Annotated in this window: 14 protein-coding genes; 9 read left to right on the top strand and 5 right to left on the bottom strand. The window is 71.5% G+C overall.

Annotation, left to right across the window (positions count from 1 at the left end; translation table 11 throughout):
* Positions 1-102: 102 nt before the first annotated feature.
* From WMF39_RS37020 to aroA, 5 genes are read right to left on the bottom strand one after another with little or no spacing between them, the layout of a single operon-like run.
* The gene (locus WMF39_RS37020) at positions 103-2202 is read right to left on the bottom strand and encodes a 30S ribosomal protein S1 (RefSeq protein ID WP_437741186.1); all 2100 of its coding nucleotides are present in this window, start codon (positions 2200-2202) and stop codon (positions 103-105) included.
* Positions 2094-3257, bottom strand: a complete 1164-nt coding sequence (locus WMF39_RS37015) for a hypothetical protein (protein WP_437741185.1) — start codon at positions 3255-3257, stop codon at positions 2094-2096. Before WMF39_RS37015 ends, WMF39_RS37020 begins: the two co-directional genes overlap by 109 nt.
* 4 nt (positions 3258-3261) lie before the next feature.
* Positions 3262-4227, bottom strand: coding sequence for a hypothetical protein (locus tag WMF39_RS37010; protein ID WP_437741184.1), 966 nt, complete (start codon positions 4225-4227; stop codon positions 3262-3264).
* The gene (gene cmk, locus WMF39_RS37005) at positions 4211-5023 is read right to left on the bottom strand and encodes a (d)CMP kinase (protein ID WP_437741183.1); all 813 of its coding nucleotides are present in this window, start codon (positions 5021-5023) and stop codon (positions 4211-4213) included. The genes WMF39_RS37010 and cmk overlap by 17 nt, the downstream gene beginning before the upstream one ends.
* A 53-nt stretch (positions 5024-5076) precedes the next feature.
* Complete coding sequence (gene aroA / locus WMF39_RS37000) at positions 5077-6462, bottom strand: 3-phosphoshikimate 1-carboxyvinyltransferase (RefSeq protein ID WP_437741182.1); 1386 nt, start codon at positions 6460-6462, stop codon at positions 5077-5079.
* A gap of 123 nt (positions 6463-6585) precedes the next feature.
* Between aroA and WMF39_RS36995 the strand changes: the two genes are divergently transcribed.
* From WMF39_RS36995 to WMF39_RS36955, 9 genes are all read left to right on the top strand, one after another.
* Positions 6586-7488, top strand: coding sequence for a nucleotidyltransferase domain-containing protein (locus WMF39_RS36995; protein WP_437741181.1), 903 nt, complete (start codon positions 6586-6588; stop codon positions 7486-7488).
* Positions 7489-7563: 75 nt separating this feature from the next.
* Positions 7564-7845 carry a cupin domain-containing protein gene (locus WMF39_RS36990; RefSeq protein ID WP_012239482.1) on the top strand — a complete coding sequence of 94 codons (282 nt, stop codon included), beginning with the start codon at positions 7564-7566 and terminating at the stop codon, positions 7843-7845.
* Positions 7846-7973: 128 nt separating this feature from the next.
* Entirely contained in the window at positions 7974-8279 is a 306-nt protein-coding gene (locus tag WMF39_RS36985; RefSeq protein WP_437741180.1) for an ArsR/SmtB family transcription factor, read from the top strand.
* 97 nt (positions 8280-8376) lie between these two features.
* A complete protein-coding gene (locus WMF39_RS36980) occupies positions 8377-8850 on the top strand; it encodes an ArsI/CadI family heavy metal resistance metalloenzyme (protein WP_437741179.1) in 474 nt (157 codons plus the stop codon).
* Positions 8834-9553 (top strand): aquaporin, encoded by a 720-nt coding sequence (locus tag WMF39_RS36975; protein ID WP_437741178.1) that lies wholly within the window; start codon positions 8834-8836, stop codon positions 9551-9553. The genes WMF39_RS36980 and WMF39_RS36975 overlap by 17 nt, the downstream gene beginning before the upstream one ends.
* Positions 9550-9978, top strand: a complete 429-nt coding sequence (locus tag WMF39_RS36970; protein WP_437741177.1) for an arsenate reductase ArsC — start codon at positions 9550-9552, stop codon at positions 9976-9978. The genes WMF39_RS36975 and WMF39_RS36970 overlap by 4 nt, the downstream gene beginning before the upstream one ends.
* Before the next feature lie 52 nt (positions 9979-10030).
* Positions 10031-10279, top strand: coding sequence for a hypothetical protein (locus WMF39_RS36965; protein WP_437741176.1), 249 nt, complete (start codon positions 10031-10033; stop codon positions 10277-10279).
* Positions 10280-11131: 852 nt separating this feature from the next.
* Positions 11132-12088: a hypothetical protein gene (locus WMF39_RS36960; RefSeq protein ID WP_437741175.1), complete on the top strand. Its 957-nt coding sequence runs from the start codon at positions 11132-11134 to the stop codon at positions 12086-12088.
* A 53-nt stretch (positions 12089-12141) separates the two neighbouring features.
* A complete protein-coding gene (locus WMF39_RS36955; RefSeq protein ID WP_437741174.1) occupies positions 12142-13530 on the top strand; it encodes a protein kinase domain-containing protein in 1389 nt (462 codons plus the stop codon).
* The last annotated feature ends 258 nt before the right edge of the window (positions 13531-13788 follow it).

Below are 13788 nucleotides of genomic sequence, written 5' to 3'. Positions count from 1 at the left end.
CGAGCCGGGGGCACCGGGGCGCACTCGGCCCGCCGCACCTGACGTGCAGCGGGTGAGCGCCTGGCGCGCGGCCGCGTCAGCGACGCCGCGCGCCGGGCAGCGTCACTTCAGGTCGAGCTTGGTGCCGAACTTCTCCTTGATGAGATCACCGATCGTCCCGGCCGCCGGCTTGTCGTCGTCGTCCTTGCGCTTCTGCTGCTGGCGCTGGACGGGCGCGGGGCGCTCCATGCCGATGTTCTTCATCGTCAGGAAGAGCCGGCGATCGACCGTGTCGAGCGATGAGATCTCGGCCTTCACCTTGTCGCCGACCTTGAGCTTGCCTTCCTCGGGCTCCTGCACGTCGCCCTGGGAGATCAGGCCCTCGACGCCCTCGCGCAGCCGCACGAACACGCCGTAGTCGACGATGCTCACCACCTGGGCGTCGTCGAGGACGCGGCCGGGCGGGTACTCCGTCAGCATGCTCGGCCACGGGTCGTCCCAGAGCTGCTTGATGCCGAGGGAGACCTTCTTCTCGTCGTGGTTGATCGAGAGGATGATCGCCTCGACGTCATCGCCCTTGTGGTAGAGGTCGCTCGGGTTGTTGACGCGCACCGACCACGAGAGATCGCTCTTGTGGACCATGCCGTCGACGCCCTCCTCGATCCCGACGAAGACACCGTAGTCGGTGAGCGACCGGACCTTGCCCGCGATCTTGTCGCCGGGGTGGTACTTGTCCGTGAACAGCATCCACGGATCGGGCTCCAGCTGCTTCAGACCGAGGCTGATGCGCTTCGCGCGCGCGTCCACCTCGAGCACCTGGCACTCGAGCTCCTGGCCCACCTCGAGCAGCTTCGACGGGTGCTTGACCTTCTTGGTCCAGCTCATCTCGCTGACGTGGATGAGGCCCTCGACGCCCGGCTCCAGCTCGACGAACGCGCCGTAGTCGGTGATCGACATGACCTTGCCGCGGACCTTCTTGCCCGCCGGATACGCCTCCTCGGCGTGGTTCCAGGGGTCCTCCTGGGTCTGCTTGAGGCCCAGGGAGACGCGCTCGGTGTCGGCGTTGTACTTGAGGACCTTCACGAGGACCTCGTCGCCGACCTGGAACACCTCGCTCGGGTGGTTCACGCGGCCCCACGACATGTCCGTGATGTGCAGGAGGCCATCGATCCCGCCGAGGTCGACGAACGCGCCGTACTCGGTGATGTTCTTGATGGTCCCCTTGACGGTCATCCCTTCCGTCAACGTCTCGAGCGTCTTGGCCTTCATCTCGTCGCGCTCGCGCTCCAGGAGCACGCGCCGCGAGAGCACGATGTTGCCGCGCTTCTTGTTGAACTTGATGACCTTGAACTTGTAGGTCTGGCCGATCAGCTTGTCCAAGTTGCGGATCGGGCGGAGATCGACCTGAGAGCCCGGGAGGAAGGCCTTCACGCCGCCGCGGATGGTGACCGAGAGGCCGCCCTTCACGCGCTGGCTGATCGTGCCCTCGATGAGCTCGTCCGCCTCGCAGGCGTTCGAGATCTCATCCCAGACCTTCATCTTGTCGGCCTTCTCCTTCGACAAGGTCACGAGGCCGTCGTCGTTCTCGCGGCTCTCGATGTAGACGTCGACCTTGTCGCCCGCCTTGACGGCGCTCTGGCCCGCGGCGTCCGCGAACTCGCGGAGCGCGATCACGCCCTCGCTCTTGCCGCCGATGTCGACCACGACGGAGTCGCGGTTCACTGCGACCACGGTGCCGGAGATGATCTCTCCTTCACGCGCGAAATCGCCCCCCTCCACGCTCTGTTCGAAGAGCGCGGCAAAGCTCTCCATGCTCGCCCCGGACGAGCCAGCCTCCATATGGATGTTACTAGTCATGTTGTTCGTTCTTGTTTCCTTTCCTTCCCTGGGATTCGCCGCGCGGGCGCAGGCGTGGACCCTAGGTGCCACGCACGAGCGGCGGAGGGGCAGGCACACACGTACCGATGCACCCGGGCCCCTCGGGAGAGGCGAGCCTGTAGTCTGAGGAGGGGCCTCTGTCAATGCAACGACCGAGCCACTGGAGGTTTTTGTGGGTCCGGTCCGTTTTGCTGGGAAGGATGTGCCCGCCCGCTCAAAGCAGCGCGATCTCAGGCTCAGGGCGCGCCGCCCAGCGCGCTCCCTCCGGCGTCGAGCGCGTCGCGCGCGGCTCGGGCGCGGTGTGCGATCTCTGCGCAGGCGCGATCGAGGCCCTCGTGGGGCCATTTCGTCCGGATCTCGACGAGCTCTCCCTGCGCGAGGGCCTGGGCTCCCTCGAGCGCGGCGCCCGCGCCGGCGACGTCGGGGAGCAGCGCGAGCCCGAGCTTGAGGCTGCCGAGGAACGCCTGGGTGTCCGGGGCGAGCGCCGCGGCGGCCTCGCCCGCAGCGGGCGCGAGGCGCATCGAGAGCTCGGGCTCCGCGCCGAGGGTGAGCGCGCCCGAGGCGTGGTCGACGCGGCGGAACAGCGCTCCGGCCCGCGGCAGCACGCCGGAGACTGCGGCGGCGGCGCCGGACCACGCGGCGCTGGTGAGCGCGAAGGTGACGGCGCCCTGCTCGGGCAGATCGAGGCGCCGCCACTCGTCTGCGTCGGGCGACGCGGGCAGCGCGGCCTTCACGATCTCGACGTCCGTGCCGAGGACGAGCGTGCCGTCGTCGGCCTGGCCGAGCACGGCGCGCGGCCCGACGAGGAGGAGCTCGCCCTCGCGGCGGACGCCGGTCCAGCCCTCGTCGCGGGCGACCTTCTCCATGCCGGCGACGAAGCGGCCCTTCGGGATGCGCCCGCCCGCGAGCGCGACCCAGCTCGCGGCGTCGGTCGACGCGACGACGATCTCGCGCAGATCCGACGGGAAATCGAGGCCGGTGGCCGCCTCGATGCGCGCCTTGCGCGACGCTGTCTGGGGCGCGTCGTCGAGCAGCGGGAGGAAGTGCCGGCGCACGGGGCCGAAGAGCGCGAGGTCGGCGGTCTCGAGGCGGACCACGATGTTCGCGTCGCCCGGGATGTGCTGCCGGGCCGTCGGCACATAGCGCCAGAACAAGAGGTAGACGCCGAGCGCCGCGCCGGCGAGCAACGCGGCGAGCGCGATCGCGACCCCGAGGCACGCGGCCCCACGGGGGCGGCCCGGGCGCTGCGGGGCGGCGGGGGCGCCCTCGCCGGGCGGCGCGGGGAGCGCGTCTGCGGGGGCGGCCCCCGGCGCCGGCGCGGGGTCGCCCTCGGGCGCGGGCGCGGCGAGGTCGTCGGTCACTGTCGGTCGGATCGGTTCTTCGATCAGGGTGTCAGGCATCGGCTTAGCCCGGGGAGCGCCCGGACAGCAGGGCGAGCACGAGGGGCGCAGGGAAGAGCCAGCGGAGCCGCACGGTGCTCTCCACCTGCTCGATCGAGAGCTCCTTCATGAGATCTGCGTAACGTACATCCTCGACGTTGTCGCGGAACACCTCGATGAACCGGCGGGCGCGCTCCGCGCCGGCCGCGTCGACGCCGACGAGCTCCACGTCGAGGCGCACCCCTTCGTCGTGGAGGGACGCCACGGCGCGGACCCGCGCGACGCCCGCGACGAGCGCGCCGATCGACGGGAAGCGCCGCGCGAGGTAGGGGGGGAGCCGGCGCGCGCGCAGATCGAGGCTCACGAGCCCCTCGGCGGCCGGGTCGCCGCGGCGCGCGTCGGGGCCGTCACGGAGGAGGCGCGCGACGCTGCTCACCTCGACCGCCGACACGAGCGCGACCGCGCGATCGCCGAGCGCGATGATCCGCGCCGTGTCGGCGCGCGATCCAGCGACGCCGCCGCGGCGGTCGAAGACGGCGACGCCGTCCTGCGCCGCCGGCGCCGGCTCCCAGCGGCCGGGATCGGGCGTGAGCCCGGCCATCCGGCCCTCGAGGACGACCACGCGATCGCCCTCCTCGAGATCGGCGAGCCGCAGGCCGAGCCAGACGACGTCGGCGCGCTGGAGGGCGCTCTCCAGCGCCTCGTCGGGCACCTCGTCGAGCGCGCGCCGGGCGAGCTCGTCCGAGGCCGCCTGGCCCAGCCCGTCGCGCATGCGGGCGACGTCGACGCGAACGACGAGATCGAGATCGGCCGGGAGCAGATCGGCCGGCTCGATGCGCCGGACGACGCGCGGGCCTGCGGGGCTCGCCGCGCGCGCGGGGTGGCCGCCGCCCGCGAGCCGCGGCGCGGCGTCTCCGCAGGCCGGGAGCCCGAGCGCCATCAGGGCGGCGGCGGCGACGGCGGCGGCGCGGACCTCAGCCGCCGCGCGCACGGATCTCCACGAGGGTCGCCATCTCGTCGATGATCTCCTGCGGGCTCCTGTGCCCGGAGTCGACGAGGATCGCGTCGTCGGCCTTGCGGAGCGGCGCGACGGCGCGCTCGCTGTCGGCCTTGTCGCGGCGGAGCACGTCGGAGAGCGTCGCCTCGAAGCTGACGGGCATGCCGCGCGCGACGAGCTCGTCGTACCGCCGCTTCGCGCGGATCTCGGCCGGCGCCGTCAGGAAGAACTTCACCTCGGCGTCCGGGAACACCACGGTGCCGATGTCGCGCCCCTCGAGCACCACGCCGCCGCCAGCGCCGGCCTGCCGCTGCATCGCGAGCAGCGCCTTGCGCACGGCGGGGATGGCCGAGACCCGGCTCGCCCCGAGGCTGATCTCGGGCGCGCGGATCGCGCTGGAGACGTCCTCGCCGTCGAGCAGCACGCGCATGCCGCTGCCCCCCAGGCTCGACTGGGCCGGGGCGTTCGCGGGCGGGGGGGCGGAGGAGTCGGGCGGCATGCCGTGCGGGCTCCGCTCCAGCGCGATGCGCCCGCCGCGCGCGAGATCCTCGGCGAGCGCGCCGATCTCGCCCTCCTCTTCCCACGTGAGGCTCGCGCGGCGGGCCGCGAGCGCGACGGCGCGGTAGATCGCGCCGGTGTCGACGAGCAGGTAGCCGAGCCGCTCGGCGAGCCCTCGCGCGACCGTGCCCTTGCCGGCGCCGGCCGGTCCGTCGATCGCGACGCGCAGCCGCCGGGGCTCGCCCCGGGCCGGGAGGTGGTGCGCGTCGTCCTGTCGTTGTCGTTCGGTCACCTGCGCTCCTCCTCCTCTCTCTTCCTCACGGGATCGCCTCACCGATCGCGCGCTCACGCGGCGCGGGCGCCCTCGACCTCGATGCGCGCGCCCAGGGCGCGCAGCGTCCCGACGAAGAGGGGAAAGCTGGTCGCGATGCAGCCCGCGTCGCGGACGCGCGTGGGCCCGCTCGCGGCGAGCCCGAGCACGGCGGCCGTCATCGCGATGCGGTGATCGCCGCGGCTGTCGACGTCGGCCGCGTCGAGCGGCCGGTCGGGCCTGCCCTCGACGAGGAGCCCGTCGGTGCGCTCCTCGCAGCGCAGGCCGAAGGCGCCGAGCACGGACGCCATCGCCGCGATGCGGTCGGTCTCCTGCGCGCGCAGCTCCCGCGCGTCGAACACCTCGGTGAGGCCGCGCGCCCGCGCGCCGAGGCCGAGCAGGATCGGCAGCTCGTCCATGGCGCGCGACGCGAGCTCGCCGCCCGCGCGCCCGGCGCGGAGGCCGCCGCCGGAGGAGGCGGACGCGACGTGGACGTCGCCGGTGGGCTCGCCGAGGGCCTCGCCCTTGATCTCGACGGCGACGCTGCCATCCATGTCATCCATGTCGCGCAGCACCTCGAGCAGGCCGGTGCGCGTCGGGTTGAGGCCCACGCGCCGCGCGGTCACGCGGCTCCCCGGCACGATCTGCGCGGCGGCGACGAGGAACGCGGCCGCGGAGAGGTCGCCGGGCACGTCGAGCTCGAACGCCGGCAGCGCGCCGGAGAAGCGGGCCGCGTCGAGGCAGACCATCGCGCCGACCGAGTCGATCGGCACGCCGAGCGCGGTGAGCATGCGCTCGGTGTGATCGCGCGAGACGATCGGCTCGCGCACGAACGTGGGGCCGTCGGCGTAGAGGCCGGAGAGGAGGAGGGCGCTCTTCACCTGGTCGCACGGGACGGGGAGCTCGTGCTCGATCGACGAGAGCACGTGCGGCTCGGGGAGCGGCCCGACGTCGAGCGGCGCCGTGATCTCGCCGATCTTGCGCGGATCGAGCTGCCCCTCGATGTGCCCGCCGCGGAGCCGGAGCGGCTTCGCGACGCGATCCATGGGGCGGCGCGAGAGCGACGGGTCGCCGACGAGCCGCGCGGCGAAGCGCTGGGCGACGAGGATGCCCGCGAGGAGGCGCATCGTGGTGCCGGAGTTGCCGCAGTCGATGGGGCCGCCGGGGGCGCGGAGGCCGGAGAGCCCGGCGCCGTGGACGACGAGGTCGCCCGGCGACGGCTCCTCGACGCGGACGCCCATGGCGCGCAGCGCGCCCACGGTCGAGAGGACGTCGCCGCCGAGCGTCCCGCCCCGGATGCGGCTCTGCCCGGTGGCGAGCGCGGCGAGGAGGAGCGCTCGGTGGGCGATGCTCTTGTCCGCAGGGACCGGCACGCTCCCGATGAGCGGCCGCTCCGCCGGGTGGACGATGAGGTCGGGCACGGGTTGCCGTGTAGCAGAACGGCGGGCGCAGGCACAGCGGGCGGGGCGCCGAGGGCGGCGGGACGGCGCGGGCGCCTCGATGTTAGGGTCGCCGCGTCGCAGTGGGGATCGACAGGAGGCGGCATGGACGAGGCACTGGACGTGGCGGCGCGCGTGGCGGCTCGGCTCGGCGCGATCCCGGGCGTGGTCGCGGTCGTGCTGGGCGGATCGCGCGCTCGCGGCGCGGGCCACCCGGACTCGGACGTCGATCTGGGCATCTATTACGAGCCCGAGAGCCCGCCCGACCTCGCTGCGCTGCGCGCGCTCGCGCGGGAGCTCTGCGCGGGCGGCGCCGAGGGCGAAGTGGCGGCGCTCGCGCGGGAGCTCCACGCGAGCGCCGCCGAGGACGTCGTCACGCCGCCCGGCGCGTGGGGGCCCTGGATCAACGGCGGCGCGTGGCTGGAGATCGAGGGACACCGGGTCGACTGGCTCTACCGGGATCTCGCGCGTGTGCGGCGCGTGATCGGGGAGTGCCGGGCGGGGCAGGTGACGTGCGACTACCAGCCCGGTCACCCGCACGGCTTCCTCAGCGCCAACTACCTGGCCGATATCCACGACTGCCGGCCGCTCTTCGATCCGGAGGGCGCCCTGGCCCCGCTGAAGGCGCTCGTGACGCCGTATCCGCCGGCCCTGCGGAGGGCGCTCCTCGAGAGGTTCCTGTGGGAGGCCGGCTTCGCCATCGACACCGCGAAGAAGGCCGGGCGGCGCGGCGACGTGTTCTACGTGAGCGGCTGCCTGTTCCGCGCCGCTGCCTGCCTGGTGCAGGCGCTGTTCGCGATGAACGAGCGCTACCTCTCGAACGAGAAGGGCGCCCTGCCGAGGACGCGGGCGCTCTCGCTGTGCCCCGAGGGCTTCGCCGACAGGGTGAACGCGGTGCTCGCCGCGCCCGGCGGGGGCGCGGAGGCGCTGCTCGCGAGCCTCGGGCGCATGGAGGCGATCGCGCGCGAGGTGCGCGAGCTGTGCCGCGGCGACGAGCCGAGCTGCTAGCATCCGCCGCGACGATCGCCGAGGGCGCCGCGGGGGCGGGCCAGGCGGCGGCGCATGAAGCCAGGACGAGGAGCCATGGAGTCGATCAAGCTGGAGCACGGTCCGTCGGAGGAGCAGCTGGCGAAGCTCGGGGCGCGCGGCTGGCCCATCTGGACGAAGGAGGTGTCGACCTTCTCGTGGCACTACGACGAGCGGGAGATCTGCTACCTGCTCGAGGGCGACGTGATCGTGACGCCCGCGGAGGGCGGCGGCGCGCCGGTGCGGATCCAGGCGGGGGATCTGGTGACGTTCCCCGCGGGGCTGAGCTGCACCTGGGAGGTGCGCTCGCCGGTGCGGAAGCACTACCGGTTCGGCTGAGCGGGGTTTCACGGCGCCGAGGCTCCCCCGCGCGCTCTCTCAGGGCACCAGACGCGGCACCGGCTCGTATCTTTATTTATTTGGAAGAAGGGCTTGCGCCGATGCTTCGACATTATTAGAAGTAAGGCGTGCCGTCGACGCTCGACCGCCACGCCGAACAGCTCGCCGCGCTGGGTCACCCCGTGCGCCTGGCTGTCCTGCGCTTCGTGGTGCAGGCCGGCATGGAGGGCGCCTCCGCCGGCGACATCCAGGCGCACGTCGGACTGGCCGCTTCGACGCTGAGCCATCACCTGAAGCGGCTCGTCGATGCCGGCGTCCTGAGAACGCGGGGGGAAGGGACGTTTCACTACTACAGCGCCGACTACGAGGCGCTCCGAGCCCTCACAGCGTATCTGTGGGAGGACTGCTGCAAGCGCGGCAAGGCGTGCTGCTGAACAGCGTACCTGTGGGAGGACTGCTGCAAGCGCGGCAAGGCGTGCTGCTGATTTTTTTTGCCCCTCTATTTCGATATTTTTGGAAGGAGAATGCGCGATGAATGTCCTGAAGCCTCATGTTTCGCTCAACGTCTCCAACATCGACGCCTCGGTTGCGTTCTACGAGAAGGCCTTCGGCGTACGCGCCACGAAGCGTCGTCCCGGCTATGCGAAGTTCGACCTCGCGTCGCCTTCCTTGAACCTCACGATGCAGGAGGCGCCGCGTACTGGCGTGAACGCGAGCCACTTCGGCGTGCAGGTGGCGAGCACCGAGGATGTGCTCGAGGCCACGAGCCGCTTCGAGGCCGCGGAGCTCAAGACCTTCACGGAGGAGGACACGGCTTGCTGCTACGCGGTGCAGGACAAGGTCTGGATCGAGGACCCCGACGGCAACTCGTGGGAGGTGTTCGTGGTGAAGGGCGACGCGGCCGTGATGGGGAGCCAGCCCGCGATGCCCTCGAAGAGCGATGCCGCGTGCTGCGCGCCTGGGTGCTGCGTCCCATCCAAGCTCGACGATGCCGCCGCGCGCTGATCTCGCCCGCAGGGCCGTCGCTGAGGCGCTCGGGACGGCCCTGTTGCTCGCGACCGTGGTCGGGTCCGGGATCATGGCCGAGCGTCTTGCTGGCGGGAACGTGGCGATTGCCCTGCTCGCGAACACGATGGCGACGGGGGGCGCCTTGGTGGCGCTCATCCTGACCTTCGGGTCGATCTCCGGCGCGCACTTCAACCCAGCCGTCACGCTCGCCGACGCGAGCCAGGGCGGGCTCTCCTGGCGCGAGGTGCCCGCCTACGTCCTGGCCCAGGTCGCCGGCGCCTTCGCGGGCGTCGCCGTGGCTCACGTCATGTTCGGCGAGGCCCTCTTCTCGGCGTCTCAGCACGAGCGCTCGGGGCTCGCCCAGATGGTGAGCGAGTTCGTCGCGACCTTCGGGTTGCTCGCCGTCATCTGGGGCAGCGTCCGGAGGCGGGCCGAGTCGGTCCCGTTCGCCGTCGGCGCGTACATCACGGCGGCCTACTGGTTCACCTCGTCCACATCGTTCGCCAACCCGGCCGTGACGCTCGCCAGGGCGGCGAGCGACACGTTCGCCGGCATTCGGCCGACCGACGCGCCGGGGTTCATCGTCGCACAACTTGCAGGGGCAGCGGCGGCGACGCTGGCGTTTCGCTGGCTCGTTCCCGCCCTGCCCGAGGTCGCCGAGCGCGTCGTCGATCGCGCGCTTCCGGAGGATGTTCCATGAAGACCGTGCTCTTTGCCTGCGTTCACAACGCGGGCCGCTCCCAGATGGCCGCGGCGTGGTTCAACGCCCTGTCCGACCCGTCCAAGGCGCGCGCCATCTCGGCCGGTACGGAGCCCGGCCCGCGCGTCCATCCCGAAGTGCTCGCCGCGATGGCGGAGGAGGGGATCGATCTCTCGGCCGTGAAGCCCCAGCGGCTGACTGACGCGCTGGCGAGCCAGGCGGCGCTGCTCGTCACCATGGGATGCGGGGAGGTGTGCCCCGTGGTTCCAGGGCTTCGCCGTGAGGACTGGCCCCTCGAAGACCCCAAAGGCAAGCCGGTGGAGCGCGTGCGAGAGATCCGCGACGAGGTCCGCGTGCGCGTGTCCGAGCTCGTGTCTCGCGAGGGGTGGGCCGCTGCGCCTACGGCCGAGGAAGGCCGAGGATGAGCTGCGAGCCGGCGGGCGCAGCGGAGCACCGGCGATCGCCGCCGGGCAGCCCATGCGGATCCAGGCGTTGCGGGCGTTCACTACTTCCCGCGGCGTGGCGCCGTCGGTGTTCGACGGGGCGTTCAGCGCGAGCTGCCCGCGCTGCGCCTCCACCTTCTCGATCTCGAGCGCGGCCGCGACCCAGGCGTCCACCACCTGCGCTAGCGGCCCCTCGGGCGTCTTCAGCTTCTTGAGCAGCTTCTCCGACGCGTCGTCGAGCCGCGACGGGAGCAGCTTGGCGTCGCCCGCCTGGTCGCCGTAGCTGCGCGAGACGGCCTTGAGCCCCGCCGGCGCGAGACGGTCGCGCAGATCGAGGACCGCCGCCGCGAACGCGGGGTCGTCGGTCATCTCGGCGAGCGCGCCGAGGTAGTTGTACGCCCCGCGGAGCTTGCGATCGTGCGTGGCGTCGAGCGCGATGGCCTTCTCCATGAGCGCCTTCGCCTGCTGCTGAAGGCTGGAGCCGAGCCGCTGTGTGGTGAGGATCCGGCCGTGCGCCTCCTCGACCGCGGGCAGGAGCGGCGCGAGCAGCGGCAGCGACGTGAAGACCCTCCGATCCTGCTCCGGATCGAGCCAGGGGCCCGAGATGTTGACCATCGCTTGCGGGGTGAGATTGCGATAACCCATGAGATACCCTCCTTGGTCAGGGGCGTCCCGAATCTCGGTCCGGGTTGGCTGGATGCAACGCCCCGCGCGCTCAGGCAGCCGTCGCGATCTTGCTCCGTGGCCGGAGGACCGCTGGTTGCGCTCGCCCCGCCTCGGGGAGCCCGGATGGGCGGCAACGGCATGTGCTCAGCTCCTGAGAGAGGCCCTCTCCTTTCCAAGAGAGACCCTCTTCCTCACCAGAGGCACGCTCCGTCGCACCAGAGGCGCGCTCCGTGCCGGTGCACCCCGACCGCCCAGGAGTGCGATTTGGTGAGAATTTGTGGCCGCGATTTGCAATGCGTTGGCGAGAGCAAATTCGGCCTGTGGGGGATTCAAAGCGCAGGCAGACCTATGTTAGTGCACGTCTGCCCGAGGGATGGACGCCGCTCCGGCCGAGGCTGAGCTGAAAGGCGGTACCGCGCCGGATTGGGCCGGCGCGGCACCCGGTCCCCTCGTAGGGCCGAGGTGCGCTTTGCTGCGTTCTGCGCTGGTCATCTGTTGGTCGCACGTGGCGGCCGTCGCGATGTTCCTCCTCGCGCTCGAGCCAGCGTTCGCCGCGCAGCCGCCGCCACGGTCGCCGCGCGTGACAGCTTTGATCAAGGAGGCAGAGGCCGCCCTGGAGCGGCTCGACATCGCGCGCGCACGCGACCTGTGGGCGCAAATCTACGATATCGAGCGTTCTACGGTGGGGATCTGCCAGCTCGGGCAGCTCGACCGCCGACTCGGGCGCTGGGTGGACGCCGTGGTGGAGCTCACGCGCTGCGTGCAGGAGATGCGCCCGCCGGCCACGCCCAGGGAGCGGCGGCTCCACGACACGCGGCATGCGGACCTGGCGGCGGCGCGGCTCGAGGTAGCGCAGCTCAATGTGTTCGCGCCCGCGGGGGCGGCGCCCGTGCTCGTGGACGGGCGCCTCGTGGACGAAAGCGGTCAGAGCTACGTCGCGCCCGGGCAGCACGAGGTGACGGCGATGTTGTCGGATGGGCGCAAGGTACGCTCCATGGTGCACGTCACCGCGGGAGAATCGCGGGTTGTCCTCCTGAGCGCCGAACCGGCGAGCGTGCGCTCGGTCGCTCCGCTGAAGGCGACGCCGGCGGGCGCGTCGGCTCAGCCGGAACCCGGTCCGGCGCCGTGGCTTCTCTATACGGGCTCTGCGGCGTCGGGCGCGCTTCTGGTGTCGGGGATCGTGCTGCACATCGTGGCAGCGACCGAGGACAGCGCCTTGAGGGACGAGATGTGCAAGCCCAACTCGGTGGAGAATCAGAAGTGGGCCGAGGATTTGCATGCTATCGAGGCACGACAGCACATCAGCACGGCAGCGCTTGTTGCCGGGACCGCGCTGGGGGCCGCGACACTCGCGGTTGCGGTGCTGCCGAACGGCGCCCAGATCCGCGCGCGCAGGGCTGGTGCGGAGGTGAGTTTCTCGTGGTAGAGCCCGGTACCGTCTGGGAAGGTCACCGGATCCTCCGCGAGGTTCACGACGGCATGGTCCGCACGTTCCTCGCCCAACAGGTAGGCGGTGAGGGCGCGACCGTTTGGCTGTACGTGCGCGAGGGCCAGCTGATCGACCGGACGGCCTTCGCATCCGAGCTCCAGCGCTTGCAGGAGGTCGCACAAGCGGTCCCGCAGGTTGATCCCGTGCTCTACGGAGATGCGGGCGGCCTCTCTGCGTGGGTCGCGTGCAGGCGAAGCCACGGGATCAGCATCAGAGATGCGACGCGCGGTGCCGATCTCGGCGTCACCGCGCTGCACTTGGCGATCGAGATTGCCCGGGCGATCCAGCGATGTCACGCGCTGGGCGGGTGCCATGGAGCGCTCGGGTCCGACCGCGTGTTCATCACGTCGAAGCGGGATTACAGCATCAGCCAGTTCGGCCTGGTCCGGCTGTTCCGGATCGAGCCGCACGAGGCCGCGCGGGAGTCGCTGGTGGCGTCTCCTGAACTGCTGCGCGGCGACCGATTGGGGCCAAGGACGGACGTTTATGGCCTCGGGACGCTGTTGTACGAGCTGGTCTGCCGCCGCTCGCTCGACGTCGGCCAGCCAGGTACGCTGGGAGCGCGGAGGGATAGGCCTGCGATCCCCATCGACACACCGCCCGCTGTGGCTGCCGCGATCGAGATGGCGCTGGAAGAGGATCCGCGCCGCAGGTACAGGAACGTGGGCCACTTCATTGCGGTGCTCGAGGGCCTCGTGGACGCCTGGGCCACGCTGGCGCGGGCACCGAGCCGGCGCGATAACCACGCCTTCGTCGTCGGCGTGGCGCCGTCGACCTTGCGCAGCTCCCAGATTCAGAGTCGGCGTTTGTCCGCGCCGGTAACGGAAGGTCCGGACACCCGGCCGTCCGAGCTGGCGCCGGTCCGGCCGTCCGAGATGGCGCCGGTGGTTGCGCCGTCGAGCGACGATAAACCTCCGCTGCCGCAGATCCCTCCCCTTGACGAGCCATTGCCGACTGCTTCCGCTCCGAAGGAGCCGAGCTTTCCACCGCCGCCGTCCCTCCGTCGAGAACCTGAGCTAAAGTCGATGGCGGTCCGGAGCACCCCTGTCGGCATGCCGCCTCGGAAGCTCACGAACAGTGTCGCCGTTTGGCTCGCTGTGACGGTCGCGCTATGCCTCGGCGTTCTCTGCCTGACGCGTCCAGCTGCGATCGTGCTTCGCGCGGAGAAGACTGGGGCGGTGCTGGTGGAGCAGGTGTCGTCGCGACGTGAGCAGCAGCGTTTGCCGTCACCGGTGGGTCTGGTGACGATCGCCTCGAAAGAAGCGGGCAGCCGATCGCTTGCTGCGCTCTCGCAGCGAACGCGCGTGACGGCAAAAGCCGAGCTGCGCCGGCCGTACTGCGATCGCGGCGATTTCAGCTGTGGTCCTGCGATGTACTAGGAGGGCTTCTGTAGATGCGATACGTTCTGCTGCTCATGGGCGCGAGCGTCGGGCTAGGTTGTGTCTCCGATCGCGGCTGCCCCGCCCCAGGCCCCCACGAGGGGAACCCGGCGGTATGGCTCTGGGAGGGCACGCAGAGCGAGGCGCCTGGCTGCGCGGAAGACACGGATCTCCTTTGGGACGGGTGGCGGAAAGGATCCTCCACAACCCCAGAGTCGCCGACGTTCGCGCGTGCTTGCGCCGGCGCTGTTCGAGACG

It is taken from the genome of Sorangium sp. So ce1504 (genome assembly GCF_051521635.1).
In the GTDB taxonomy this organism is placed as follows: Bacteria; Myxococcota_A; Polyangia; order Polyangiales; family Polyangiaceae; genus Sorangium; species Sorangium cellulosum_B.
Note: the sequence above shows the minus strand (reverse complement) of the source record. Positions and strands in the feature narration are given on the sequence as shown.